Genomic DNA, 24249 nt, shown 5'->3' on the forward strand with positions numbered 1-24249 from the left:
CGGACGGCGGGCGCGGCTTCGTGCGGCCACCCAACTGCGCGCGCTCACTCGTTCGTATATTCCTCCACAACGGTGGCCCCGAGCTCCCTCACGATCAGGTCGTGGCCCGTCAGGGCGCTCTCGACCAGATCGGGGTCGTCGTCCTCGGCGAAGTCGTCCTCGGGGGCGACCGGCGGGGGCGCCTGCTGCACCGGCGGCTGCGGGGCGGGCGCGGACTGCTGGGGCGCCGGGGACTGCTGCTGCGGCTGGTACGACGGGGCGGGCGCCTGCGGAGCCGGGGCCGGCGGGGCGGCCGGCGGCGGGGTGTAGGCGGGCGCGGCGGGACCGCCGTACGGGGCCACGGGGGCCGGGGCTCCCGCGCCGACGACCGCGTCGATCTTCCAGTGGACCTGGAACTGCTCGGCGAGGACCGCCTTGAGCACGTCCTCGCTGCCGCTGCTCGCGAAGTTGTCGCGGGCGCCGACGTTGGGGAAGCCGAGCTGGAGGGTGGTCCCGTCGAAGCCGGTGACCTGCGCGTTCTGGCTGAGCAGGATCCAGGTGAAGCGGCGGCGGTTCTTGACGGCCTCCAGGACGTTCGGCCACATGGCCTGGACCTGTCCGGCACCCGCGGCCATGCCGGGGGAGGGGGCGGGCGCAGGGGCCGCGGCGGACGCGGGGGCGGAGACCGGGGCCGGGGCGGCGGGCTGGGCCGCGGGGGCGGGCACCCCCTGGCCCGGCGCGGCCGCACTGGGCCAGGCGCCGGGGGCGGGCGCGGTGGCGGCGGGCCGGGCCGCGGGGGCACCGCTGCCGGGCTGGGCGGCTCCGGGCCAGGCGCCGGGCACCGGGGCGGCCGGGGCCTGGGGCGCGGCGGGGGCGGGCGCCGCCTGGACGGGCTCGGGGGCCGCGGCCGGGGCGGGCGCCGGAGCGGACGCCGCGGGTGCGGGCGCAGGTGCGGAGGGCGCGGGCGCGGAGGGCGCCGGGGCCGGGGGCGCGGAGGGGGCGTTCACGGCGGCCCGCGCGGCGGCGGGGCCCCCGCCGGGACCGGCCGGCGCCATGGCGTGCGCCTCGGGCCCGGGGACGTAGCCCATGGCGGGGCCCGCCGGGGCCTGCGCCACGGCGGCGAAGGCCGCGGCGCCGCTGCGCTCCAGCCGGTCGAGCCGGGCCTGGACGGACCGCTCGTCGTCGAAGGCGGCGGGCAGCAGCACGCGGGCGCAGATCAGCTCCAGCTGCAGCCTCGGGGAGGTCGCGCCGCGCATCTCGGTGAGGCCCTCGTTGACCAGGTCGGCCGCGCGGGACAGCTCGGCGGCCCCGAACACCGAGGCCTGGGCCTGCATCCGCTCCACGACGTCGGCGGGGGCGTCGATCAGCCCCTTCTCCCCGGCGTCCGGGACGGCGGCCAGGATGACCAGGTCGCGCAGCCGCTCCAGCAGGTCGGCGACGAACCGGCGGGGGTCGTTGCCGCCCTCCACCACCCGGTCGACGACCCCGAAGGCGGCCGCGCCGTCCCCGGCGGCGAAGGCGTCGACGACGGAGTCGAGCAGCGAACCGTCGGTGTAGCCGAGCAGGGAGGTGGCCATGGCATACGTCACACCCTCCTCACCGGCACCGGCGAGAAGCTGGTCCATGACGGACATCGAGTCACGCACGGACCCGGCGCCGGCGCGGACGACGAGCGGCAGCACACCGTCCTCGACCCGGGCGCCCTCGCGTCCGCAGACCTCGCCCAGGTACTCCCGCAGGGTGCCGGGCGGAACCAGCCGGAAGGGGTAGTGGTGGGTCCTGGACCGGATGGTCCCGATCACCTTCTCCGGCTCGGTGGTGGCGAAGATGAACTTGAGGTGCTCCGGAGGCTCCTCGACCACCTTCAGCAGGGCGTTGAAGCCCGCCGAGGTGACCATGTGGGCCTCGTCGATGATGTAGATCTTGTAGCGGCTGGACGCGGGGCCGAAGAAGGCCTTCTCGCGCAGGTCGCGGGCGTCGTCCACACCACCGTGCGAGGCGGCGTCGATCTCGATGACGTCGATGGACCCCGGGCCGTTCCTGGCCAGGTCGCGGCAGGACTGGCACTCCCCGCAGGGCGTGGGAGTGGGACCCTGCTCACAGTTGAGGCAGCGCGCGAGGATGCGCGCGCTGGTGGTCTTTCCACACCCGCGCGGCCCGCTGAACAGGTACGCGTGATTGACCCGGTTGTTCCGCAGGGCCTGCATCAGGGGTGCAGTGACATGCTCCTGACCGATGACCTCGGCGAACGACTCGGGGCGGTAGCGGCGGTACAGCGCAAGGGACGACACGTCTACGAGGTTATCCGGGCCCGCCGACAACGGCGGCCCGCCGGCGCCACAGCACCCCGGAACGCAAAGGGCCCCCCACGCACCCGCCAGAGCCCACTTACCCTTGCTGCCTTCCGGCCCTGGGGGAGTTGGGTGAGATAGCGCCACGTGAGGGGCTGGGCTCCACCCTAGCGGATCCCGGCCCCCGGAATCGACCCCGCCCCCGCCCCGGCTCCCGCTCCGGACCCCGGCGGAACCCCTCCGGACGATCACGTTCGCGAGCACCCCTCGACGTCTTGTATTGTTTGCGGCGGAGGATTCGCCTAGAGGCCTAGGGCGCACGCTTGGAAAGCGTGTTGGGGGCAACCCCTCACGAGTTCGAATCTCGTATCCTCCGCAGCCGCCTGAACAGGCGAAACGAAGAACCCGGACCGCTTCAGCGGCCGGGTTCTTCGGCATGTTCTGCTCTCAGTTCCATTCTCGTTCATCTCGGGCATTCACGACATCTCGTACGGCGCGACAGGATCGCCCGCACTCCAGCCGCGTCGACAGCCCGCCCTCTGCGGGTGAACTCCCCACCGAGTGGCGACGATGGACCCATCGAATGCGCGAATCTTGGCTCCGCTCGGGGCCGCTCCGGTCCCCAGCCGTGCCTCCCGGCCTCGCGAGGTGTTCCCCCATGGCGTCCCGATCCACGCTGACGGCCTGGCTGGCCGGCCTCGACGCCCCACGGCTGTCGCGCGTACTCGGGATACGGAAGGACGCCGTGGCGCCACCGGAGCCACGTTCCATGGAGGAGTCGGCGGAACGTCTTCTGCGGCCCGGCTCGGTGGCGCTCGTCCTGCCACAGTTGCCGCTGCCCTGCCTCCAAGTGGCCGAGGCCCTGGCCGCCTTGGGAGCATCCCAGTCGCGCGGCGCTCTGGCGAGGGCACTGGGAGCGACGGCGCCCACTGCCGCTCGGGAACTGGACGCCGTGCTGGAGGCTCTGGCCGATCACGCACTGGTCTGGCCGGACGGCGACGGGAACCTCCACATGGCCGCCCCCTTGCGGCAGGCGTGGGACGCGCCTCTCGGGCTGGACGCACCGCTGGAGGAGCTGCTGGAAGGCGTGACCTCCGAGGAGCTGCGCGGCATGCTCGTGGCACTGGGCACCAAGCCGCCCGGCACCAGGCAGCAGCGCACGGCCGCCGTCCTGGAACACCATGGCGATCCGCAGCGCGTCGCCGCAGTGATCGCGAAGGCCCCTTCGGCCGCCCGGCAGCTGCTGGAGCGACGGGCGAAGTCCGCACCACACCACACGGAATTCGCCGTGTTCGAAGCCCCCACGGCCGATGTCCAGCCGGGTGAGCGATGGGCCCTGGACAGGGGGTTCCTGATCCGCAACCGCCACGGATACGGGCCCGCCCGCATGCCCGCCGAAGTGACGCTCGCGCTGCGCGGGCCGGACTGGCGTGCGCCGTTCGACCCCGTACCGCCGGTGGCGGAGCTGGTGCCCGTCCCCGCGGTGGAGGTGGAACGGGAAGCAGCAGCGGCGGCCACGGCGTTCGCCGCCCACGCCGCCTCGGTCCTGTCGGCCTGCTCGGCTGCTCCACCGGCCCGGCTGAAGTCCGGCGGGATCGGCGCGCGTGAACTGGGGCGGATCGGCAAAGCCGCGCAGGCCGATGACGCGGTGGTACGCATCACCCTGGAGAGCGCCCACTCGGTAGGGTTGCTGGCCGCCGACGGCGACCGCGTCGCACCCACCGCGGTATACGACACCTGGGTGGCGCAGGAACCGGCAGCGCAGTTCGCCGACCTGCTTCACGCATGGTGGAACCTGCAGTTCACTCCCTCGCAGTCCCGCGACGAGGACAACAAGTCGCTTCCTGCCGTGGCCGGAGCTCCTCGCTGCAGCGCCTGCCTGCAGGCCAGGCGCGGGCTGCTCGCAGCGGCGACCGCGCTTCCGGAGGGTCAGGGTGTGCAGGTCGGCACCGATCTGGGTCCGCTCGTCGCCTGGCACCGTCCGCTCGCTCATCTGTCCTTCCACGACAAGACGCCCTGCGCCGCAGCGGTCCGCGAGGCCGAGCTGACGGGCGTCTTCGCCCGAGGCGCACTCTCCCGGCTCGGTGCGGCCCTGGTGACCGGTGACCGGTGACCGGGAGGAACTGGCCGTCGCATGTCGACGGCTGCTGCCGGAGGCCACGAGAACGGCCCGGTTCGGTGGCGACCTCACCGCCATCGTCACCGGTACGCCCTCCGCACGCCTGGCCGAGCTCCTGGATTCGACCGCCGACCGGGAGACCAGCGGCACGGCCTCGGTATGGCGCTTCAGTGCCGACAGTGTCCGCCGCGCCCTGGACACCGGTCGCGCTTCGGACGAGATCTCGGCCGAGCTGACCGCCGTCGCCGACGGCCCCCTGCCGCAGCCCCTGTCCTATCTCATCGCCGACGCCGCCCGTCGTCACGGCCGTATGCGCATCGCCCCCGCCGCCTGCGTCATCCACAGCGCCGAGCCCGCGCTCCTGGCCGAGCTGGCCGCCCACCAGGCACTCGCGGCGCTCGGACTGCGGCAGCTCGCCCCGACGGTGCTCGTCAGCGGCAGCCCGCCCGACAAGACCCTCGCCGCGCTCCGGAACCAGGGCTATGCGCCCGTCGCCGAGGCCGCGGACGGAACCGTACGCATCGAGAAGGTGCCGCCTCGACGGGCCGCCGCCGTTCCTGCCCCTCGGAAGGCCACCACGAGGGCCGGCACCGGACGCTCAGCACACCGGACGGCGAAGGAGCCTGCCGCAGTCGGCTCGTTCGGCCTGGCGGTCCGGCTGCTGGCCACCCCGCCGACCGCTCCGAAGCCCGACCCGTCCGGCAACGGAGTCCCCTTCGGCACGGACACCGAGGAGATCGTCGCCGGATACGCAAAGCAGCTGACGTACACAGACGTCCGCCAGCTCGCCCACGCCATCGACACGGGCACGGCCATCGCCGTCGAGTACGTCGCCGCCTCGGGCAGCCGCACCGTGCGCACCCTCGGCCGCCTCGAACTCGACCCGCCCTACCTGGAAGCGTGGTGCCACCTGCGCGACGCCGAACGCGTCTTCACGCTTTCCCGTATCCACAGTGTCATGCCGGCGTAGGCAGACGACCTGGCGTACGCCCACGCCGAGGAGCGGCGGCATCACTTCCCGAGGAAAGCCGGGACACCAGTCATCCATCGAGATATATTTGATGGCACAGGTGATATCAGGAGGGATGCCCGATGAGTCGGACCGTGATCGACCTCGACGACGAGCTGCTGGCCGATGTCGCCCGAGCACTCGGCACCAGCACCAAGAAAGAGACGGTCAACACCGCGCTGCGCGAGGTACTCGAAAACCGGCGGAGGGCGCTCGCACTCGCCCGACTGCGCGCGGCCTCCGCCGACGGCGCCTTCGACCTGGAGCTCTTCCAGGAGAAGGGCGATTACCGTCGGTGAACGCCGCGCAGTTCCTGATCGACACCAGCGCCCTGGCACGCTTCATGCGCACCGACGCCGAGCAGTTCGGCTGGGACCAGGCAGCCGCCGCCGGGCTCATCGCGACGTGCCCGATCACGGAGCTCGAATTCTTCTACAGCGCCCGCTCCGCGGCAGACCGCGCCCAAGGCATCGAGGACATGCGCCTGCTGTTCGGATGGGTGCCGGTCGATGACCGCGCCTACGACCGCGCCTGGCAGGTACAGGAAGCGCTCACCAAGCGAGGACAGCACCGCAGCGCTGGAGCCGTGGATCTGGTCGTGGCCGCTACGGCGGAACTGCAAGGGCTGACGCTCCTGCACTGCGACCGCGACTTCGAATGCATCGCGGCGGTCACCGGCCAGGCCCTTCAGTGGTACGGACCGGACACCGGCAAGTAAGGCGGGAGGAGGCCGCGCTCTGCTCTGTTCGTAGTCTCACTTCTGGTCTCGTTCACACCTGTCCGGACCCGTCCGGACGGGGCTACCGCGAACGCTCCGCCGCAGTTCAGGACGTCTACGGCCCCCGCCGGACCCCCGTACGAACATGTGGAAAGCGTGTTGGGGGCAACCCCTCTGCCGGGGTCGGGCTCGGTACGCGGGTGAAGAGGCGGCCGGCCAGGTCGACGCCGGTCACCGCGCCGTCGCCGTCGCGGGTGAAGAAGCCGCGCTGCCCGCGCAGGCCGCCGCTGGTCACGATGTACTCGTCCCCGTCCCCCGGCAGCAGGCCGATGGACTCCGCCGGGTAGTCCGCGGGCATCTCGGTGTCCGAGGCCGCCCGGATCTCCGGCTTGATCCCGACCTCCAGCGTCATCCGCTCCTCGTCGGCGGCGATGACCAGCGTCAGCGCGTCGATGTCGTACCGGCCGGCGACCGCGGCGGACCGGGCCGGGTCGTGGGGCAGCGGCTCCGGGTCCCGGTCCACGAGGCCGGGACCGTGCTCCAGCGCCCAGCGGACGACCTCCTGGTTGAAGGGGCCGCCGTGCGGCGCGGAGTTGGCGAGTGTGACGACGGCGAAGTCGTGCTCCGGCACGATCAGCAGGTCGGCGAACTGCCCGTTCGCCGAACCGCCGTGCCCGACCGTCGCCGCGCCGTCCACCTCGCGCAGGAACCAGCAGATCCCGAAGGCGTCACCGAGCGCGCTCGCCCGCAGCGGGACCGTCGGCCGGCGCATCCGTTCCAGCTCTCCCGCGGGCAGGACGAGCTCGCCGCCCGGCGCGCGGCCGTCCCCGAGGTGGAAGCGGGCCCAGCGGAGCTGGTCGCGGACCGAGGACAGCAGACCGCCGCCCGGCCGGTCCCCGCGGCCGACCGCCCAGTCGTCCGCGGCGGCGGTCAGCGTGCCGTCCTCGGCCAGGTTGTGGCCGGTCGCCCGGCCGCCACCGCCCGGGCCGGCGAGGTCGAAGCCGGTGCGCGTCAGGCCCAGCGGGACGAGGACCAGCTCGGTCACCGCCTGCTCGTAGGGGAGGCCGGTCACCTTCTCGACGATCCTCCCGGCCAGGTTGAACCCCGCCTGGCTGTACGAGGCCCGGGCACCCGGCTCCCCGATCAGTGCCAGGTCCGCCATCCTCGCCACGAAGAGCGCCAGGGCGTCGTCGCCCGCGCCGGTGTCGGCGATGACGTTCCAGTCCAGGCCCGCGGTGTGGTTGAGCAGCTGCAGCACCGTGATCCCGGCCGCGGCCCGTTCGTCCGCGAGCACCAGTTCCGGCACGTAGCGGCGCACCGGCGCGTCCAGCTCCACCAGCCCGTCCGCGACCAGCTGCATCAGCGCGGTCGCCGTGTACGTCTTCGTGACGGACCCCACCTGGAACACCGTGTCCCGGTCCACCGGCCGCGGGTCGGCCCCGCCGGTCACGCCGTGGCAGGCGTGGAACTCCCGGCCGCCCGCCCACACCCCGACGGCGACCCCCGGGATCCCCAGCTCGGCGGCCCTGCCCGCGACGAACGCGGCCAGCGCCGCCTGGGTGATCCGGTTGCCGTTGCTGCTGCTCATGGGCCCCTCCTCGGGTCGTCGTCCTGCCGTCGCTCTCGACGGACAGGACGATGCCCGCACGGCCTGACACACCGCTGACACACCGCTGAGACCCGGCCCGGCATCCGGGCCGGGTCTCTGCCCCGCAGCCTCGCCGCGGCCGTGGCCGCGGCCGCGGCCGCCGTTCCTCAGCCGAAGGTCGGCATCTCGCCCGTGGTCGTCGACAGGTCGATCACCGCGAACGCCGCGCCCTGCTGGTCCGCGACCGCCGCGAAGCGGCCGAACGGGCTGTCCATCGGGCCGAAGTGCAGCTTGCCGCCGTGCTGCTGGGTCTTGGCGACCGCCTCGTCGCAGTCCGGGACCGCGAAGTAGACCTGGATGTACGGCGGCAGGTCCGGCGGGAAGTCGTCGTCCATCTTCATCCGCCCGAGCACCGGGTTGTCCGGGCCGCCGACGCTGAACACCTTGAAGTCCATGTCCGGCGCGTCCGGATCGCTGCCCGGCTCCATCTGCCGGGAGCCGTACGGGAAGACCTGCGGGAGGAAGGAGTCCGCCGCCGCCGGGTCACGGGTGAAGACCTCCGCCCAGGCGTACGCGCCGGCCTCGCCCGTCTTCTCGAAGCCCTTGTGCTCACCGGGCTGCCAGACCCCGAAGACCGCCCCGCTGGGCTCCTTCGCGATCAGCATCGTGCCGAAGGAGCCCACCTGCATCGGGCCCATCAGGACCTCGCCCCCGTGCGCGGTGACCTTGCCCGCCGTGGCCGCCGCGTCCGGCGAGGCGAAGTACAGGCACCACTGCGAGGGGGCGTCGGCCCCCGGCATCGGCGGGACGACGGCCGCGACGGCCTTGCCGTCCGAGTAGGCCTGCGTGTAGTTGCCGTACTCGCTGCTGGACTCTCCGAAGGTCCAGCCCAGCACGTCGCCGTAGAAGGTCTTGGCCGCCTCCACGTCCCGGAACATCGCGTCCACCCAGCACGGTGCGCCCTCGGGGAACTCCTGCATCGTCTATCGACTCCTCACGGCTGACCGGTTCGCACGAGTACGCGTACTCGTACTCGTACTCACGCTAGGTGCGCGGTGTGCCTCCCGCGCGGGGAGCGCACCCGCGCGGGAGGCTGGAGCCATGGACAAGGACATCACCATCCGGCTGGCCCAGCAGCCGGAGGCCGACGCTCTCCTCGGCCGGAGCCCGCTCGCCGCGCTGGTCGGGATGCTGCTGGACCAGCAGGTGCCGATGGAGTGGGCGTTCTCCGGGCCGTGGACGATCGCCCAACGGCTGGGCTCGGAGGACCTCGACGCGCACGCCATCGCCGCGTACGACCCGGAGGCCTTCGCCGCCCTGCTCTCCGAGAAGCCCGCCGTGCACCGCTATCCGGGGTCGATGGCCACCCGGATCCAGCAGCTGTGCGCCTACCTGGTGGAGCACTACGACGGCGACGCCGAGGCCGTCTGGGCCGACGCCGCGACCGGGAAGGAGCTGCTGAAGCGCCTCAAGGCACTGCCCGGCTTCGGCGAGCAGAAGGCCCAGATCTTCCTCGCCCTGCTGGGCAAGCGGTTCGGGGTGCGGCCGACGGGCTGGCGGGAGGCCGCGGGCGGCTACGGCCAGGCGAACGTCTACCGCTCGGCGGCGGACATCACCGGGCCGGAGTCCCTGGCCAAGGTGCGGGCCCACAAACAGGAGATGAAGGCGGCGGCGAAGGCCGCCAAGGCCGCGGGCAGCGGCTCCTGACCAGCGGTCCGACCGCGGATTGACCGGCCGTACCGGGCTCCGATTGACCCCTGCGACCGGTCTTTCGGGCTCCTAGGTTGGAGGACATGACAGAGATCGCGGTCCGCGCCGCCACCGCCGAAGCCGTGCAGGACGCCCCCGGCAGCCTGATCACGCTCCTCACCGACACCGCCGAGCTCACCTGCAACACCGCCGCCTTCGACGAGGGCGCGGCGGGCGCCCCGGTGCACTTCCACACCCGGGCCACCGAGTTCTTCCACGTCACCGCCGGCCGGCTCGACGTCCTCGTCGGCGACGAGATCCACACCCTGGGCACCGGCGACTTCATCGCCGTCCCGCCGGGCGTCACGCACGCCTTCGCCCCCGCGGCCGGGCACACCGCGAGCGTGTTCGTCAGCTTCACGCCCGGCATGGGCCGCTTCGACTACTACCGCCTGCTCGGCCGGGTCCACGCGGGCGAGGCCACCGTGCGGGACATCAGGGACAGCTCGGCGGCCTACGACAACCACTACGCCGAGAGCGCCGTCTGGAGCGGCCGCCGCCGCAGCGCGGAGCCGTAGACCATGTCCGCGTCCAGGCGGCGCAGCTCCTCGGCGATCAGTTCGACGCCGCTGCGGATCTTCAGGGCCACCTTGCGGTCGGGGCTGCCCGGCAGGCGCAGGGTGGCCAGCGACCCCCCGGGCCGGTCGACGCGGATCTCCCCGCCCGCGGTCTGCAGCCCCACCCCGGTGATCACGGGGCCCTCGGTCGCCACCCGGGCCACCGGGACGCCCAGCCGGTCCTCCAGCCAGCGCGCCAGCAGTTCGGCGCTGGGGTTCTCCGGCTCGCTCTCCACCGACGCCCCGGTCACCGGCAGCGGCAGCTGGTCGAGGGCCGCGGCCAGCAGCGCGCGCCACGGCGTCAGCCGGGTCCACGCCAGATCGGTGTCGCCGGGCTGGTAGCCCGCCGCCCGCTCGTCGAGGACGCCGATCGGGTCGAAGGCGGCGACCGCGTCGGTGATCCGGCGCTGCGCGAGGGCGCCCAGCGGGTCGCCCGCGAGGTCCGCGGGGGCGTCGGCCGGCCACCACGCCACGACGGGGGCGTCCGGCACCAGCAGCGGCAGGACGACCGACCCGGCCTGCTCGGTGAGCGCGCCGTGCAGGCGCAGCAGCACGAGCTCGCCGGCCCCGGCGTCCGAGCCGACCCGCAGTTCGGCGTCCACCCGGTCCTGGCGGAGCTTGTGCGGGCCGCGCGAGACCCGCTTGATGACCGCGATGATCCGGCAGGGGTGCTCGCGCGCGGCCTCGGAGGCGGCGCGCACGGCGTCGTAGGCGTTCTCCTCGTCGGTGACGACGACGAGCGTCAGGACGAGCCCCATCGTGGGGCTGCCTATGGCCCGGCGGGCTTGCAGCAGGGCCCGGTTGACCTTGCTGGACGTGGTGTCGGTGAGTTCGGTCCGCATGGGCCCGAGTCTGTCAGCGCCGCCTCCGGTCCGGGCACCCGGTGCGCTGGATTCCGCCTGGAGCGCGCGGCGTACGCGGTCCCGCGCCCCGGCACCGACCCGCGCCCCGGCACCGTCCCGCGAATCAGCGCCGCCGGCGGGCGGTACCGAAGATCGAGCGGGAGATCTCCCGGCCCAGCTGGGTCCCGATCGACCGGGCCAGCGAGCGGAACAGCCCGCTGCCCACCACCTGCTCCGCCAGCGACGGATCCGGCTTCGGGGCGCCGCGCGCCGCCCGCTCCGCCTCCTTCTGCTCCGCCTTGGCCCGCTTCTCCTCCTCGGCGGCCGCGGCGGCGGCCTCCGCCTCGGCCTCGGCCGCCGCCTGTTCGGCGCTGATCCTCTCGTACGCCGACTCGCGGTCGACCGGCTCCGCGTAGCGCGCGTACAACAGCGAGGACTTCACGGCGCGGTCCAGGTCGGGCTCCGGGATCGGCCCCATCAGCGACTGCGGGGCGCGCAGCCGGGTCGCCGCGACGGGGGTGGGGGCGCCGTTCTCGCTGAGGACGGTGACGACGGCCTCTCCGGTGCCCAGGCCGGTGAGGAGCTCCTCCAGGTCGTAGGCGGAGCGGGGGAAGGTCTTCACGGTGGCCTTCAGCGCCTTGGCGTCGTCGGGGGTGTAGGCGCGCAGCGCGTGCTGGACCCGGTTGCCGAGCTGGGCGAGCACGTCGGCGGGCACGTCCTTGGGGGTCTGCGTCACGAAGAAGACGCCGACGCCCTTGGAGCGGATCAGGCGCACGGTCTGGGTGATCGACGTGAGGAAGGCCTTGGAGGCGCCGTTGAAGAGCAGGTGGGCCTCGTCGAAGAAGAAGACGAGCTTGGGCTTGTCGAGGTCGCCGACCTCGGGCAGGTCGTTGTAGAGGTCGGCCAGCAGCCACATCAGGAAGGTGGAGAAGAGCTGCGGCTTGTCCTGCACGGCGGGCAGTTCGAGGAGGGAGACCACTCCGCGGCCGTCGGCGGCGGTCCGCAGGAACTCGCTGGTGTCGAATTCGGGCTCGCCGAAGAACTCCGCGGCCCCCTGGGTCTCGAAGGCGGTCAGCGCCCGCAGGATCACCCCGGCGGTCACGGTGGACAGCCCGCCGATGCCCTTGAGTTCGGGCTTGCCCCGGTCGGAGACGAGGAAGGCGACGACGGCCCGCAGGTCCTTGAGGTCGACCAGCTCCAGGCCCTTGGTGTCGGCGTAGTGGAAGATCAGGCCGAGGGACTGCTCCTGCGTCTGGTTGAGCTGGAGCACCTTCGACATCAGCACCGGGCCGAAGCTGGTGACGGTCGAGCGGACCGGGATGCCGGGGCCGATCCCGCCCAGCGAGTAGAACTCGCCGGGGCATCCGGCCGGCTCCCACTCCTGGGCCACGTCCCGGGCGCGCTGGGCGGTCTTCTCGCCGGGGGTGCCGGGGGCGGTGATCCCGGAGACGTCCCCCTTGACGTCGGCGAGGAAGACCGGGACGCCGTTCGCCGACAGCTGCTCGGCGATCAGCTGGAGCGTCTTGGTCTTCCCGGTGCCGGTGGCTCCGGCGACCAGTCCGTGCCGGTTCAGCATCGCGAGCGGAATGCGGATCTGACGGTCGGGCAGGCAGCTGCCGTCCCAGAGCAGGGCTCCCAGATCGAGCGCGGGGCCGGTGAAGGCGTACCCGGCGGCGATCTGCCCGGCGGGGTCCGCGGGGTCGACCGGGGCCGGGGTGGCGGTGGCGCCCGCCGCATCCGTCGCGGCCACCTCGCCCACCGTATCCGTCCGGAATGCGGCATCCGTACCGGTCTGCGGAACGGCAGGGTCCGTGCTCTCGCTCATGGATCACTCCCCAAATAGCACTGTTCGCCACTTTTGCACCGCCCGTACGAGGCTGCGCCCGCAGGCACGGGCCCGGTAGGCTTTCCGTGTGATCTTCAAGCGCATCGGAAGCGGGCGGCCGTACCCCGACCACGGCAGGGAAACCACCCGGCAGTGGGCGGACGTCGCGCCGCGCCCGGTCCGGCTCGACCAGCTCGTGACGACCAAGGGCCAGCTGGACCTCGAAACGCTGCTCGCCGAGGACTCCACCTTCTACGGCGACCTCTTCGCCCACGTCGTGAAGTGGCAGGGCGACCTCTACCTGGAGGACGGGCTGCACCGCGCCGTCCGCGCGGCCCTGCAGCAGCGCCAGGTGCTGCACGCCCGCGTCCTCGAGATGGACTGACGCTTCGCGTAGATTGCGCCTTTCGGGTCGCCATTGACCTATCAGCAGATCATTTAGTAGGCATCGCCACCGGGTCGCACTACGCTGCGCCCATGAGCATGCTCACTCCCCCCGGCATGGGCGGAAAGTACCGCGTCACGGGGACGGCCTACCCCCGCATGAGCCGTAAGCGGAGCCGGCCCCGGATCGTCCTCGCCGTGCTCGGCTCGGTCCTCGCCCTGGCCCTGGTCGGCTACGGGGCACTGCAGCTCATCGACGTGTTCCGGGGCGACGGCCCGAAACGGAACACGGCTGCGGGTGCCAAGGACTGCCCGACGAAAGCCCCCGACTCCGCCGCCAAGGGCGCCCCGGCCGCCGCCACGGCGTCCGCGGCCGCCAAACCGGCCGTGGTCCTGCCCGCGCCGGGCACGATCACGGTCAACGTCTACAACGCGACCGCCCGCGCGGGCCTGGCCAAGGCCGTCGGCGACGAGCTCGCCAAACGCGGCTTCGTCGTCGGCAAGGTCGGCAACGCGCCGCCGGACTTCGACAAGAAGGTCCCCGGCACGGGGATACTGCTGGGCTCCCCGGCCACCGACAAGGCCGCCTACGCCGTGCTCGGCACCCAGCTCCCCGGCACCACCCAGCAGACCGACACCCGCGAGACCGCGGACATCGACCTGATCCTGGGCGACGCCTTCAAGGAGCTCAGCACGAAGGAGGACGCGGACAAGGCGCTGGCCCTGCTGGCCAACCCCGCGCCCGCGCCCGCCGGCAAGTGCTGAACCCCCCGGCCTGAGCCCCCGGCCCGGCGGACGCGCCGGGCCGTCGGCGGCTACTCCGCCGAGCCGTACATCCGGTCACCCGCGTCGCCCAGGCCCGGCACGATGTAGCCGTGCTCGTTGAGCCGCTCGTCCACCGCGGCCGTCACGACCGTCACGGGCGTGCCCGCCAGGTCGCGCTCCATGACCTCGACGCCCTCGGGCGCGGCCAGCAGCACCACGGCCGTGACGTCGTCGGCGCCGCGCTTGATCAGTTCCTGGATCGCCGCGACCAGCGTGCCGCCGGTGGCGAGCATCGGGTCCACGACGTAGACCTGGCGGCCGGAGAGGTCCTCCGGCATGCGGGTCGCGTACGTGGAGGCCTCCAGGGTCTCCTCGTTGCGGACCATGCCCATGAAGCCCACCTCGGCGGTCGGCAGCAGCCGCACCATGCCGTCGAGCATGCCGAGGCCGGCCCGCAGGATCGGGACGATCAGCGGCCGGGGCGCCGAGAGCTTCACGCCCGTGGTCGGGGCCACCGGGGTCTCGATGTCGGCCTGCTCGGTGCGCACGTCCCGGGTGGCCTCGTACGCGAGCAGGGTCACCAGCTCGTCGGCCAGCCGCCGGAAGGTGGCGGAATCGGTGCGCTTGTCGCGCAGGGTGGTGAGTTTGTGCGCCACCAAGGGGTGATCGACGACCTGCAAACGCACAACATCCTCCAAAACTCAGCCTGCGACCGGCAAAAACGGCCGCACGACGCGACCTGCACCCAAAAGGCTACGCGCTGGAGCACCCCCCGCGCGTCCCCGGACCCGGCCACGCCCACGACCGTCCTGCGGATGCGCCCCGCGCGGACGCCCAGCACGCTGGACGGATGAGCCACGCACCGGTCATCGCAGCCGTCGACGGGTCCGAGCACAGCCTCAAGGCCCTGGAGTGGGCGAGCGCCGAGGCCGCACGGCACCGCACCGGACTGCTGGTCGCGCATGTGCTGCCCGACCACGCCCAGTTGTACGCGGGGCGCCGGGCCTCGTTGCACGACCGCACGGAGCCGGAGGAGATCGCCGACCCCGTGCACGCGTGGATCCGGACCGCGCTCGGCGGCGGCCGGGAACTGCCCGAGGGCGTGGTCTACGAGGCGCTGGAGGGATCGGTGCCCGAAGCCCTGCGCGTGATCGGCGCGCGCGGCCGGATGCTCGTGATGGGCTCACGGGGCCGCGGCGGCTTCAAGGCCCTGCTGCTCGGCTCGAACAGCAGGGCCGTCACGGCGACGGCGCCCTGCCCGGTGGTCGTCGTCCCGCACGCCGACCGCGGCGCCGGCGCGGACGCCGCCGAGGAGTCCGCCGGGCGCGTGGTGCTGGGGCTGCACGTCTCCGAGACCCCCGACGACGTGGTGGTCCACGCCTTCACCGAGGCGGCCGTGCGGGGGACCACCGTCCAGGTGGTGTCCGCGTACGCCGTCCCGCCCGCCCCGGCGCTGATGGTCGACACCCCCTTCGCGGTGATCCCGCCCGAGGGGCTCGCCGACGAGGGGGACGGGGTGCCCGCCGAACGGGAGATGCTGCGGGCCCAGACCCGGCGCCTGGCCCCGTTCCGCGGGCGGTATCCGGACGTGCCCGTCGAGCAGGCGGCGGTGCCCGGCGACGCGGCCGGCCGGCTGGTCACCGCCTCCGCCTCCGCGGCCCTGGTCGTCGTGGGCCGCCACCACCCCCGGCGGACCGCCATGTCGTTCCAGATCGGCTCCGTCGCCCACGCCGTCCTGCACCACGCGCACGGACCCGTGGCGATCGTCCCGACCCTGCGCGACGACGACTGACCGGCCCCGCTCGCATCCGCCCGCATCCGCCCCCGCCCGACCGCACCCGCCTGACCTGCAAGGGGGTGGCATCAAACGGTCCGTCCGAGGGAAGGTGGGTGCCAGGGGGAACGACCGACCAGCCCAGGGTGGTGGCTGATGCCCGACACGCAGCCGAGCGACGACGCTCCGGAGACTGCGGCGCAGCGCCGAGCGCGCCGCGCGCAGTTCCTCCGCGACCTGATGGAGGCGCGCGAGCTGCGCGACCGCGTACAGCCGCGCCGGGCCCGCGCGGCGCGTATGCGCCAGCAGATGCGCATGCGCACCTTCCGCTGGTGACACCTCTCTCCCCGCCGGCGGCACCCCGCCTCTCCGCCGCCCGGACCGCGCCGCGCGCGCCTCGCCGGCGGCCCGCACCACCACCCCGGCGGCACCCGTCCGCCACCGCGACACGAGCGGCCCGCAGGGCAACCGGCACGGCCCCCGCCACCGCGGAACGCCCCGTCGCCACAACCCCGTACCGGCCCCGGCGGAGGACGGCACGGCACGACGCAAGCGCGGAAGACCTCTCGCAAAGCCGCTGTTTCTGCCACGATGCCGATTGGGCGGGGCAGGGCGGCCAGCAGCACGGCCGTTCCGTCCCGACCTCCGGCCGGGGGGACCTCCAACCGGCACGCCTAAGACCAGTGGGAGAGTCACGGTGTATTTCGCCGCACTGCTCGCGCGCACCGAAGACGGGTGGGAAGCGAGCGACATGGAACTCGACGACGTCGAGTCCCTCAGTGATCTGATCGATCTCGCCCGGTCCGCCGCTGTCGACGACGACACGGTGGTCGCCCTCATCGAGCAGGAGGACGCCTGGTTCGGCGTCGTCCGCGTGGACGGCGAGGAGGACCCGCGGTACTTCGTGTCGAACGCCGCCGCGGCCGCCCGCAGCTCCTACGGCTCGATGCTGACCACAGAGCTGCTCGGCAGCGACGAGGAGGACGACGAACTCGACGAGCTGGACCTGGACGGCACCGAGGACGGCGAGGAGGAGGCCGCATCCGCCTACCACGACGAGGACGACGAGGGAGAGGGCGGGACCGGTACGGAACCGGCACCGGCCGGACCTCTCGGTGACCCCCGGCTGCTGGACGACCTCGGGGTGCCCAACCGACAACTGATGACACTGGACGGGGACGCCCTCTCGGAGATCGCCGAGTCCCTCGGCGCCACCGAGGTCCTGGAGGCCGTCCGCTAGTGCTCACCACGAACACCGGCGATCCCGTCGACCCCGTACGGGACCCGTGGCGGGACTCCATGCGCCTGGCGCTCCAGGAGGCCGCCCGGGCGGTGCCGGCCGGCGACGTGCCGGTCGGCGCCGTCGTGCTGGGCCCGGACGGGAAGCTCCTCGCCACCGGGCACAACGAACGCGAGGCGACCGGCGACCCCACCGCGCACGCCGAGGTGGTGGCACTGCGCCGGGCCGCCGCCAGGCTCGGGGAATGGCGGCTCCCGGGGTGCACCCTCGTGGTCACCCTGGAGCCGTGCGTGATGTGCGCGGGTGCGCTCGTGCAGTCACGGGTCGCGCGGGTCGTCTACGGGGCGGACGACGAGAAGGCGGGCGCGGCCGGATCGCTGTGGGACCTCGTACGGGACCGCCGGCTCAACCACCGGCCCGAGGTGGTGCGCGGCGTCCTCGGCGAGGAGTGCGCGCGGCAGCTGACGGACTTCTTCCGCGATCTCTGAGCAGGCGCCGGACGGCCGCGGGGCCTTGGGGGACACCCCTGCGGGCGCCGATTTCGGCGGATGGGGTTCCTTAGGCTAGGATCCATCTCGGTAGTGTGTCCGAGTGGCCGAAGGAGCTCGCCTCGAAAGCGAGTATGGGGCAACCCATCGGGGGTTCAAATCCCTCCACTACCGCTTCGACCGAGAGCCCCGCCCCGCAAGGGTCGGGGCTCTCGGCGTTCCCCTCGGAGGTCTCGGCTTCCCCCTCGCCTCTCCGGAGGACATCCGCGTGACCGCCCGCCCCCTCGGCCGTTGTCACGGCATGACCAAGACCCAGCGCATCCTCGCCGCCTTCGCCCTCGCGGGGGCCGCCGCGGGCCTCGCCGCGCCCGCCGCCTCGGCCGACACGGCACCGATCTCCCCGCTCACCCTCCCCGACCTGCCGGCGGCCGCGCCCGGAATGCCCGCCGGGGCCCAGCCCACCTCGGTCCAGGAGATCGGCTCGAAGCTCAGCGAGGGCGCGAACCAGCTCAACGCGCTGATGGAACTCCCCAACCAGCTGGCGCCCGTGATCGCGCCCGTACAGCCCATCGCCGACCTGGCCGGCGGCCTGGAATAGCCGAAAGGCCCCGACCGGGGTCGGAGCCTTCGAGCGTGGGGCGGGGGAAGCGACCACGGGGGGACACGGCCGCTTCCCCCGACGAGGACGGACCCGCCGGTCCGCGCCGCAGTCAGGGGGAAGCTCGCGGCCCGGACCCCGCAGTGAGGCCCTGTCCCTCACCCACCGGTTTCCTGCCAGAACCGGTGGGCTCCTCTCCATCCTGACCCCGGCCCGGCCTCCGACCGTGCGGCAAAAGGCCCGTAGGACCGGGTCATTGGTCCTTAAAGGTCAGGTGAGTGACCATTCCTGACCGGTTAGACTCACCCGACTTGCAAGGACCGGTTGGGGAGGCCGCCCGCACGTGGACACCAAGAAACTCATCACGGGTGCCCTCACCGTCTTCGCCCTCTTCGTGATCATCACCCAGCCGAAGCGGGCTGCCGAGATCGTGGAAATAGGCTTCCAGGGGATATCGGACGCGGCCTCCGGCATCGGCGAGTTCATAACCGAACTGGTGCGCTGACCCGTACGCCGAAGCGGTTCCGGACATCCGGCCCTCCACTCCGACGGGTGGGGGGCTTTTTGCGTACCCACCGCCAGGCATAATGCCCCGATATGCCCAACTTGCCCTCAACACGGAGCTATACGGTGCTTGCACACAGTGCGCATCTCTTGTGATGCTATGACCGCTTTTTACGGATGAGTTGACCGAAGGGGTGGCGTGACCGTGCCGGCCAGTACTGCACCTCAAGTGCCGCCCCAGCAGGACCCCCAGGTACCGACCCAGCAGGAGTCGCGCCAGAGCTCCCGCCGTACCTCCGGCCCGGCCGCCCGCGAGGCGTCGGACAGTGCCTCCGGCACCGGGTCCCACCCGGCGGGCGGTACGGCCGCCCGCGAGGCCCCCCTACCGGACCCCTCGCCCGCCGCACCCCATCAGGAGCCCGCCGAGCAGCCCCCCGCCGCCCCGCGACCCTCGAGCCGGGGTGCGGACACCCGGGCCCTCACGCAGGTGCTCTTCGGGCAGCTGAAGGACCTGGAGCCGGGCACCGGCGAGCACGCACGGGTGCGCGGCGCCCTCATCGAGGCCAACCTTCCCCTCGTCCGGTACGCGGCCGCCCGCTTCCGCAGCCGGAACGAGCCGATGGAGGACGTGGTCCAGGTCGGGACGATCGGCCTGATCAACGCGATCGACCGGTTCGACCCCGACCGCGGCGTGCAGTTCCCGACCTTCGCCATGCCGACCGTCGTCGGCGAGATCAAGCGGTACTTCCGCGACAACGTGCGCACCGTCCACGTGCCGCGCCGCCTGCACGAGCTGTGGGTGCAGGTCAACGCCGCCACCGAGGACCTGACCACCCTCCACGGCCGCACCCCGACCACCGCCGAGATCGCCGAGCGGCTGCGCATCACCGAGGACGAGGTGCTGTCCTGCATCGAGGCCGGGCGCAGCTACCACGCGACCTCACTGGAGGCCGCGCAGGAGGGCGACGGCATGCCCGGACTGCTGGACCGCCTCGGCTACGAGGACCCGGAGCTGGCCGGGGTCGAGCACCGCGACCTCGTGCGCCATCTCCTCGTACAACTGCCCGAGCGCGAGCAACGGATCCTGCTCCTGCGGTACTACAACAATCTGACGCAGTCGCAGATCAGCGCCGAGCTGGGGGTCTCCCAGATGCACGTCTCGCGACTCCTCGCCCGGAGCTTCGCCCGTCTGAGATCCGCAAACAGGATCGAGGCGTAACCGGATCGGGTGTAGATCAATCACGCGTTTCCCGACAGAACGGGCTGATCACGTTCTGCCCCCTTCTGTCGCCGGAGCTATATGTCGACATGGCGCTACAGCGTGTTGCCGACATGTGACATTCTGCGTGAACCGCGTTTGCCGCGGCCCCGCCTCCGGTATTCAGGTGGAAGCTGCGTTCCTCCGACGGGCGCGCCGTACGCGACCGTCCGCGACCTCAAGGGGGTGGCATGTCCGTAGACCAGGGCAGCTCCAAGGTGCTCACGCTCGTAAAGCCCGTGACGCCGCCGGCCGTGTCCGACCGCTCGGAAGCCATCGACACCCGCACCCTCTCCCGCTCGCTCTTCCAGCGACTTGCCACCCTGGACGCGGACAGCCCCGAACGGGCCTACGTACGCGACACCCTGATCGAGCTGAACCTCCCCCTCGTGCGCTACGCGGCCGCCCGCTTCCGCAGCCGCAACGAGCCCATGGAGGACATCGTCCAGGTCGGAACCATCGGCCTGATCAAGGCGATCGACCGCTTCGACTGCGAACGCGGCGTGGAGTTCCCGACGTTCGCCATGCCGACCGTCGTGGGCGAGATCAAACGATTCTTTAGGGACACCTCCTGGTCCGTGCGCGTCCCGCGCCGGCTCCAGGAACTGCGCCTGGCGCTCACCAAGGCCAGCGACGAGCTCGCCCAGAAGCTCGACCGCTCGCCGACCGTACCGGAGCTCGCCGCCGTGCTCGGGGTCTCGGAGGAGGACGTCGTCGACGGCCTCGCCGTCGGGAACGCCTACACCGCGTCCTCGCTCGACTCGCCCTCCCCCGAGGACGAGGGCGGCGAGGGCTCACTGGCGGACCGCCTCGGCTACGAGGACACCGCGCTGGAGGGCGTCGAGTACCGCGAGTCCCTGAAGCCGCTGCTCGCCAAACTCCCGCCCCGGGAGCGGCAGATCATCATGCTGCGCTTCTTCGCGAACATGACGCAGTCGCAGATCGGCGAGGAGGTCGGCATCTCCCAGATGCACGTCTCCCGGCTGCTGACCCGCACCCTGGCGCAGCTGCGCGTGGGCCTGATCGGGGACTGAGGCGGAGACCGGATCGCCCCGCCGGATCGCCCGCCGGGTCGCCCGCCGGGGCGATCCGGTGCCGGACGCTGCCGGACGCTTCCCAATTGACGGGCCGTCAGGAACACTGGCGCGATGCGAAAGGGATCGCGCGCGGCCACCGCTCTGCTCGCCCTGTGCTGCACGGCCACGGCCGGCCTCGTCGGCTGCGGCGGCCCGGCGCGCGAAGGGTACGCGGCCGCGGGAGCGGCGGCGCCCGGGCCCGAACGGGACGCGGGCGACAACGTCGCACCGCAGGCGGGCGTGGAGTTCCAGCAGCTCGGCGACCCGGCCGCGGCGGGCGGACCAGGTTCGTCCGGTACGTCGGCCGGCCCGCCGGGATCCGCACCCGCGGGCGGCCCCGCACCGGGCGGAGCGACGAGCACACCCCCCGGCGGCTCCGCGAACACCCCCGGGGCTCCGGCGGGAGCGGGCCGTACCACCCCGGGAGCACCCGGAACCCCTGGCGCTCCCGGCACTCCCGGCACACCGGGCACGTCCGGCCCGCCGACGGGCCCCACTGCCCCGGTGGACCCGACCGGACCTCCCACCGGCCCCGGCCCGGGCACGAAGCCCCCGGCCCCGCCGGCCACCCCGGCGCGGCTCACAGTGTCGGCGCCCACCCGGTCCGCCGCGGCCGACCGCTGGTGCGAGCGGGTCACCGTGACCTTCACCAACACCGGTACCACCGCGGCCCGTTCGGGCACGGTCAGCTTCGCCACCCACATCATCGGCGCCCTCGGCATCGACTGGGCGACGATCACCACGAGGCAGCCGCTCCCGGTCCCGCTCGCGGGCAGGGCCTCGAAGACGCAGACCTACACCGTGTGCGTGGAGGCCTGGCGAGTGCCGCTGGGCATGCACGTGGACACCCGCGCGGTCACCGCCACCTGGAGTTGAGGCCGCGCGGGGCGGGCCGTCAGGCGGATCGCAGGCAGGCCCGGGGCAGGCCGTCAGCGCAGGACGAGCCAGGCCGCCACGGCGATCACCAGCAGGAGCGCGACGGCCAGGCCGATCTTCGCGGCAGAGCCGGATCCCGTGGCCTGGCGCTCGGCGCGGCGCTGCTGCCGGGCCCCCGGGCCCGCCTGGCGGGCCGGCGCGGCCTCCTCGACGAACGCCCGGAACATCTGGGTGCTGCCCGCGGGGTCGTGGTTGCCCTCGGGGGTCTGTGCGTTGCGGTTGTCAGCCATGGAGCAGGACCCTAGCCGGTTTTCCGATTCCTTTACCGCCTCACCCCCTGGATTCGTTTGCCTGTAGCAACCATCGGATTCTATGGTTGCCTGAAGCAACGACATGGAGGGCTGCCCGGTGGTGCTCGCGCAGACGACTCGGACCACTCCGCACGAGGAGCTGGCCCGCCAGCTGACCGGGATCGGAGCGGTCAAGCGCGAGCTTGCCCGCCACCTCCCCCCGGAATGCCCGCCCGGCGCCGCCGCCGTCCTCACCGTGCTCGACCGGCACGGTGAGATGCGACTGAGCCGGCTGACCGAGCTGATGGCCATCGACATCTCCGTCACCAGCCGCCACGTCACGCACACCGCGGAACGCGGCTGGATCGAGCGGGAGCCCGACCCCGTCGACGGACGCTGCCGGATCCTGCGGCTCACCCCGGCCGGGCGGGCGCTGCTCGCCGAGATCGGGGCCCGCTACACGGCAGCCCTCGAAAGAGCCCTCCACGACTGGTCCGCCCAGGACGTGGACGTACTGAACACCCTGCTGGCCCGACTCCGATCGAGCTTCTAGAGGAAGGAAAGACATGGCCCAGTCGGAGACGACGAACCATGGGGCACCCCCGTCCGCGGACGGGACCGTGACCATGACCCACCCCCAGATCATGAAGGCGCTGTCCGGGCTCATGCTCGGGATGTTCGTGGCGATCCTCTCGTCCACGATCGTCTCGAACGCGCTGCCCCAGATCATCAGCGACCTCGGCGGCACGCAGTCGTCCTACACGTGGGTGGTGACCGCGGCCCTGCTGTCGATGACGGCCGCCACCCCGCTCTGGGGCAAGCTGTCCGACCTCTTCAGCAAGAAGCTGCTGGTCCAGATATCCCTGGTGATCTACGTCCTCGGCTCGGTGGTCGCGGGCCTGTCCCAGAACACCGGCACGCTCATCGCCTGCCGCGTGGTGCAGGGAATCGGCGTCGGCGGCCTCTCGGCCCTCGCCCAGATCGTCATGGCCGCGATGATCTCCCCCCGCGAGCGCGGGCGGTACAGCGGCTACCTCGGCGCCGTCTTCGCCGTCGCCACGGTCGGCGGCCCGCTGCTGGGTGGCGTCATCACCGACACCGAATGGCTGGGCTGGCGCTGGTGCTTCTACGTCGGCGTGCCGTTCGCGATCATCGCCCTGATCGTGCTCCAGCGGACCCTGCACCTGCCGGTGGTCCGGCGCGAGGTCAAGGTCGACTGGCTGGGCGCCTTCCTGATCAGCGGTGCCGTGTCCCTGCTGCTCATCTGGGTCACGCAGGCCGGCGACTCGTACGAGTGGATCTCCTGGCAGACCTGGGCCATGACGGGCGGCGCGGTCGTGCTCGGCCTGCTCTTCGTCCTCGTCGAGTCCCGCGCGAGCGACCCGATCATCCCGCTGCGCCTCTTCCGCAACAAGACCATCACCCTCGCGTCCGCCGCCTCGCTCTTCGTGGGCATCGCGATGTTCTCGGGGACCGTGTTCTTCAGCCAGTACTTCCAGCTCGCCCGCGGTGAGTCCCCCACGATGTCCGGCGTCCTCACGATCCCGATGATCGGCGGACTCTTCGTCTCCTCCACCGTTTCCGGCCAGGTCATCACCAAGACCGGCAAGTGGAAGGCCTGGCTCGTCTCCGGCGGCGTGCTGCTGACCGCCGGCATGGGCCTGCTGGGCACCCTGCGCTACGACACCCCGTACTGGCACATCGCCGTCTACATGGCGCTGACCGGCCTCGGCCTCGGCATGATGATGCAGAACCTGGTCCTCGCCACCCAGAACCAGGTGGCCCCCGAGGACCTCGGCGCGGCCAGCTCCGTCGTCACCTTCTTCCGCTCGCTCGGCGGCGCCATGGGCGTCTCGGCACTGGGCGCGGTCATGGCCCACCGGGTCACGCACTACGTCCAGGAGGGGCTCGCCGCCCTGGGCCCGAAGGCCGCGGCACTGGGCCACGGCGGCACCGCCGGGGGCGGGATCCCCGACCTGGACAAGCTGCCCGCGCCCTTCCGCGAGGTCATCGAGTCCGCGTACGGGCACGGCGTCGGCGACGTCTTCCTCTACGCCGCCCCGTTCGCCCTGCTCGGCCTTGTGCTGGTGGTGTTCATCAAGGAGGTCGCGCTGAAGTCGAAGCCCGCGGCCCACGCACCCGCCGCCGGTTCGGCCACCGCGGCGGCCCCGGCCGAGCCGTCGGCCGCCGGAGCGTCCCTGAAGGCCTGACGGCCCGATCCCCTGACGGCCTGTGCGCCGGCACCCGTCATCGCCAGAGCGCCGCGGCCCGGGCCCCTTCGGAGGTCCGGGCCGCGGCGCGTGCGGCGGTCTGCGCCCG

At 72.7% G+C, this 24249-nt stretch carries 26 protein-coding genes, 2 tRNA genes and 1 other RNA gene; 21 read left to right on the top strand and 8 right to left on the bottom strand.

Features of this window, described 5'->3' with window-relative positions; translation table 11 throughout:
* Window positions 1–44 precede the first annotated feature (44 nt).
* A complete protein-coding gene (locus tag ACPU2J_RS16380) occupies window positions 45–2270 on the bottom strand; it encodes a DNA polymerase III subunit gamma and tau (RefSeq protein WP_420080313.1) in 2226 nt (741 codons plus the stop codon).
* A gap of 64 nt (window positions 2271–2334) precedes the next feature.
* An RNA gene (gene ffs / locus ACPU2J_RS16385) (signal recognition particle sRNA small type) lies at window positions 2335–2429 on the bottom strand.
* A 132-nt stretch (window positions 2430–2561) separates the two neighbouring features.
* On the opposite strand from ffs, the gene ACPU2J_RS16390 reads away from it, so the two are divergent.
* The 5 genes from ACPU2J_RS16390 to ACPU2J_RS16410 all read left to right on the top strand — a co-directional run bounded on the left by ACPU2J_RS16390 (window position 2562) and on the right by ACPU2J_RS16410 (window position 6116).
* A tRNA-Ser gene (locus ACPU2J_RS16390) sits at window positions 2562–2646 on the top strand.
* A 282-nt stretch (window positions 2647–2928) separates the two neighbouring features.
* Entirely contained in the window at window positions 2929–4383 is a 1455-nt protein-coding gene (locus ACPU2J_RS16395) for a hypothetical protein (RefSeq protein WP_423833508.1), read from the top strand.
* On the top strand, window positions 4373–5359 hold the full coding sequence (locus tag ACPU2J_RS16400; protein WP_423833509.1) for a helicase-associated domain-containing protein: 987 nt from the start codon (window positions 4373–4375) through the stop codon (window positions 5357–5359). The genes ACPU2J_RS16395 and ACPU2J_RS16400 overlap by 11 nt, the downstream gene beginning before the upstream one ends.
* A gap of 122 nt (window positions 5360–5481) precedes the next feature.
* Window positions 5482–5697, top strand: a complete 216-nt coding sequence (locus ACPU2J_RS16405; protein WP_046777527.1) for a type II toxin-antitoxin system VapB family antitoxin — start codon at window positions 5482–5484, stop codon at window positions 5695–5697.
* Window positions 5694–6116, top strand: coding sequence for a PIN domain nuclease (locus ACPU2J_RS16410; protein WP_046777528.1), 423 nt, complete (start codon window positions 5694–5696; stop codon window positions 6114–6116). Before ACPU2J_RS16405 ends, ACPU2J_RS16410 begins: the two co-directional genes overlap by 4 nt.
* 115 nt (window positions 6117–6231) lie before the next feature.
* On the opposite strand, the gene ACPU2J_RS16415 is transcribed toward ACPU2J_RS16410, so the two are convergent.
* Together ACPU2J_RS16415 and ACPU2J_RS16420 are read right to left on the bottom strand one after the other, a co-directional pair.
* A complete protein-coding gene (locus ACPU2J_RS16415) occupies window positions 6232–7704 on the bottom strand; it encodes a serine hydrolase domain-containing protein (RefSeq protein WP_423833510.1) in 1473 nt (490 codons plus the stop codon).
* 167 nt (window positions 7705–7871) lie between these two features.
* The gene (locus ACPU2J_RS16420; RefSeq protein WP_420080309.1) at window positions 7872–8684 is read right to left on the bottom strand and encodes a VOC family protein; all 813 of its coding nucleotides are present in this window, start codon (window positions 8682–8684) and stop codon (window positions 7872–7874) included.
* 121 nt (window positions 8685–8805) lie between these two features.
* On the opposite strand from ACPU2J_RS16420, the gene ACPU2J_RS16425 reads away from it, so the two are divergent.
* Window positions 8806–9411 carry an HhH-GPD-type base excision DNA repair protein gene (locus ACPU2J_RS16425; RefSeq protein WP_365076759.1) on the top strand — a complete coding sequence of 202 codons (606 nt, stop codon included), beginning with the start codon at window positions 8806–8808 and terminating at the stop codon, window positions 9409–9411.
* A gap of 86 nt (window positions 9412–9497) precedes the next feature.
* The gene (locus ACPU2J_RS16430; protein WP_423833511.1) at window positions 9498–9971 is read left to right on the top strand and encodes a cupin domain-containing protein; all 474 of its coding nucleotides are present in this window, start codon (window positions 9498–9500) and stop codon (window positions 9969–9971) included.
* On the opposite strand, the gene opcA is transcribed toward ACPU2J_RS16430, so the two are convergent.
* Both opcA and ACPU2J_RS16440 read right to left on the bottom strand, forming a co-directional pair.
* Window positions 9920–10852, bottom strand: coding sequence for a glucose-6-phosphate dehydrogenase assembly protein OpcA (gene opcA, locus ACPU2J_RS16435; RefSeq protein ID WP_423833512.1), 933 nt, complete (start codon window positions 10850–10852; stop codon window positions 9920–9922). The two genes, ACPU2J_RS16430 and opcA, sit on opposite strands and share 52 nt — an antisense overlap.
* A gap of 124 nt (window positions 10853–10976) precedes the next feature.
* Complete coding sequence (locus tag ACPU2J_RS16440; protein ID WP_423833513.1) at window positions 10977–12677, bottom strand: helicase HerA-like domain-containing protein; 1701 nt, start codon at window positions 12675–12677, stop codon at window positions 10977–10979.
* Window positions 12678–12765: 88 nt separating this feature from the next.
* Here ACPU2J_RS16440 and ACPU2J_RS16445 point away from each other — a divergent pair, with 88 nt between their 5' ends.
* Together ACPU2J_RS16445 and ACPU2J_RS16450 are read left to right on the top strand one after the other, a co-directional pair.
* Window positions 12766–13062: a type II toxin-antitoxin system VapB family antitoxin gene (locus tag ACPU2J_RS16445; protein WP_008740979.1), complete on the top strand. Its 297-nt coding sequence runs from the start codon at window positions 12766–12768 to the stop codon at window positions 13060–13062.
* A gap of 92 nt (window positions 13063–13154) precedes the next feature.
* A complete protein-coding gene (locus ACPU2J_RS16450; protein WP_423833514.1) occupies window positions 13155–13826 on the top strand; it encodes a LytR C-terminal domain-containing protein in 672 nt (223 codons plus the stop codon).
* A gap of 50 nt (window positions 13827–13876) precedes the next feature.
* Here ACPU2J_RS16450 and upp read toward each other — a convergent pair whose 3' ends face one another.
* Window positions 13877–14512 (bottom strand): uracil phosphoribosyltransferase, encoded by a 636-nt coding sequence (gene upp, locus ACPU2J_RS16455; protein ID WP_030647077.1) that lies wholly within the window; start codon window positions 14510–14512, stop codon window positions 13877–13879.
* Window positions 14513–14676: 164 nt separating this feature from the next.
* Between upp and ACPU2J_RS16460 the strand changes: the two genes are divergently transcribed.
* From ACPU2J_RS16460 to ACPU2J_RS16505, 10 genes are all read left to right on the top strand, one after another.
* Window positions 14677–15618 (top strand): universal stress protein, encoded by a 942-nt coding sequence (locus ACPU2J_RS16460; protein ID WP_423833515.1) that lies wholly within the window; start codon window positions 14677–14679, stop codon window positions 15616–15618.
* 138 nt (window positions 15619–15756) lie between these two features.
* A complete protein-coding gene (locus tag ACPU2J_RS16465) occupies window positions 15757–15936 on the top strand; it encodes a hypothetical protein (RefSeq protein ID WP_361590131.1) in 180 nt (59 codons plus the stop codon).
* 361 nt (window positions 15937–16297) lie between these two features.
* Complete coding sequence (locus ACPU2J_RS16470; RefSeq protein WP_361590128.1) at window positions 16298–16840, top strand: hypothetical protein; 543 nt, start codon at window positions 16298–16300, stop codon at window positions 16838–16840.
* Between the two features lie 59 nt (window positions 16841–16899).
* Window positions 16900–17328 carry a tRNA adenosine(34) deaminase TadA gene (gene tadA, locus ACPU2J_RS16475; RefSeq protein ID WP_423834974.1) on the top strand — a complete coding sequence of 143 codons (429 nt, stop codon included), beginning with the start codon at window positions 16900–16902 and terminating at the stop codon, window positions 17326–17328.
* Window positions 17329–17417: 89 nt separating this feature from the next.
* Window positions 17418–17502 (top strand) — tRNA-Ser (locus ACPU2J_RS16480).
* A 94-nt stretch (window positions 17503–17596) separates the two neighbouring features.
* Complete coding sequence (locus tag ACPU2J_RS16485; protein WP_365076744.1) at window positions 17597–17926, top strand: hypothetical protein; 330 nt, start codon at window positions 17597–17599, stop codon at window positions 17924–17926.
* 343 nt (window positions 17927–18269) lie between these two features.
* Window positions 18270–18431, top strand: coding sequence for a hypothetical protein (locus ACPU2J_RS16490; RefSeq protein WP_167344740.1), 162 nt, complete (start codon window positions 18270–18272; stop codon window positions 18429–18431).
* A gap of 228 nt (window positions 18432–18659) precedes the next feature.
* On the top strand, window positions 18660–19649 hold the full coding sequence (locus ACPU2J_RS16495) for a SigB/SigF/SigG family RNA polymerase sigma factor (protein WP_423833516.1): 990 nt from the start codon (window positions 18660–18662) through the stop codon (window positions 19647–19649).
* 230 nt (window positions 19650–19879) lie between these two features.
* Window positions 19880–20722, top strand: a complete 843-nt coding sequence (locus ACPU2J_RS16500) for an RNA polymerase sigma factor SigF (protein WP_361590122.1) — start codon at window positions 19880–19882, stop codon at window positions 20720–20722.
* A 114-nt stretch (window positions 20723–20836) separates the two neighbouring features.
* Complete coding sequence (locus ACPU2J_RS16505) at window positions 20837–21640, top strand: hypothetical protein (RefSeq protein WP_423833517.1); 804 nt, start codon at window positions 20837–20839, stop codon at window positions 21638–21640.
* Between the two features lie 53 nt (window positions 21641–21693).
* On the opposite strand, the gene ACPU2J_RS16510 is transcribed toward ACPU2J_RS16505, so the two are convergent.
* On the bottom strand, window positions 21694–21930 hold the full coding sequence (locus ACPU2J_RS16510) for a hypothetical protein (protein ID WP_420080301.1): 237 nt from the start codon (window positions 21928–21930) through the stop codon (window positions 21694–21696).
* Between the two features lie 103 nt (window positions 21931–22033).
* Here ACPU2J_RS16510 and ACPU2J_RS16515 point away from each other — a divergent pair, with 103 nt between their 5' ends.
* Both ACPU2J_RS16515 and ACPU2J_RS16520 read left to right on the top strand, forming a co-directional pair.
* A complete protein-coding gene (locus ACPU2J_RS16515; protein ID WP_420080300.1) occupies window positions 22034–22483 on the top strand; it encodes a MarR family winged helix-turn-helix transcriptional regulator in 450 nt (149 codons plus the stop codon).
* Between the two features lie 13 nt (window positions 22484–22496).
* Window positions 22497–24140 carry an MDR family MFS transporter gene (locus ACPU2J_RS16520; RefSeq protein WP_420080299.1) on the top strand — a complete coding sequence of 548 codons (1644 nt, stop codon included), beginning with the start codon at window positions 22497–22499 and terminating at the stop codon, window positions 24138–24140.
* The last annotated feature ends 109 nt before the right edge of the window (window positions 24141–24249 follow it).

It is taken from the genome of Streptomyces manipurensis (assembly GCF_049570255.1).
Classification (GTDB): Bacteria; Actinomycetota; Actinomycetes; order Streptomycetales; family Streptomycetaceae; genus Streptomyces; species Streptomyces manipurensis.

Bases quoted from the DNA above. Each gene is read 5' to 3' on its own strand.
- ACPU2J_RS16395 (WP_423833508.1), top strand. From the start codon at position 2,929: ATGGCGTCCCGATCCACGCTGACGGCCTGGCTGGCCGGCCTCGACGCC.
- ACPU2J_RS16405 (WP_046777527.1), top strand. From the start codon at position 5,482: ATGAGTCGGACCGTGATCGACCTCGACGACGAGCTGCTGGCCGATGTC.
- ACPU2J_RS16415 (WP_423833510.1), bottom strand. From the start codon at position 7,704: ATGAGCAGCAGCAACGGCAACCGGATCACCCAGGCGGCGCTGGCCGCG.
- ACPU2J_RS16420 (WP_420080309.1), bottom strand. From the start codon at position 8,684: ATGCAGGAGTTCCCCGAGGGCGCACCGTGCTGGGTGGACGCGATGTTC.
- ACPU2J_RS16425 (WP_365076759.1), top strand. From the start codon at position 8,806: ATGGACAAGGACATCACCATCCGGCTGGCCCAGCAGCCGGAGGCCGAC.
- ACPU2J_RS16430 (WP_423833511.1), top strand. From the start codon at position 9,498: ATGACAGAGATCGCGGTCCGCGCCGCCACCGCCGAAGCCGTGCAGGAC.
- opcA (WP_423833512.1), bottom strand. From the start codon at position 10,852: ATGCGGACCGAACTCACCGACACCACGTCCAGCAAGGTCAACCGGGCC.
- ACPU2J_RS16440 (WP_423833513.1), bottom strand. From the start codon at position 12,677: ATGAGCGAGAGCACGGACCCTGCCGTTCCGCAGACCGGTACGGATGCC.
- ACPU2J_RS16450 (WP_423833514.1), top strand. From the start codon at position 13,155: ATGAGCATGCTCACTCCCCCCGGCATGGGCGGAAAGTACCGCGTCACG.
- ACPU2J_RS16460 (WP_423833515.1), top strand. From the start codon at position 14,677: ATGAGCCACGCACCGGTCATCGCAGCCGTCGACGGGTCCGAGCACAGC.
- ACPU2J_RS16465 (WP_361590131.1), top strand. From the start codon at position 15,757: ATGCCCGACACGCAGCCGAGCGACGACGCTCCGGAGACTGCGGCGCAG.
- tadA (WP_423834974.1), top strand. From the start codon at position 16,900: ATGCGCCTGGCGCTCCAGGAGGCCGCCCGGGCGGTGCCGGCCGGCGAC.
- ACPU2J_RS16500 (WP_361590122.1), top strand. From the start codon at position 19,880: ATGTCCGTAGACCAGGGCAGCTCCAAGGTGCTCACGCTCGTAAAGCCC.
- ACPU2J_RS16505 (WP_423833517.1), top strand. From the start codon at position 20,837: ATGCGAAAGGGATCGCGCGCGGCCACCGCTCTGCTCGCCCTGTGCTGC.
- ACPU2J_RS16510 (WP_420080301.1), bottom strand. From the start codon at position 21,930: ATGGCTGACAACCGCAACGCACAGACCCCCGAGGGCAACCACGACCCC.
- ACPU2J_RS16515 (WP_420080300.1), top strand. From the start codon at position 22,034: ATGGAGGGCTGCCCGGTGGTGCTCGCGCAGACGACTCGGACCACTCCG.
- ACPU2J_RS16520 (WP_420080299.1), top strand. From the start codon at position 22,497: ATGGCCCAGTCGGAGACGACGAACCATGGGGCACCCCCGTCCGCGGAC.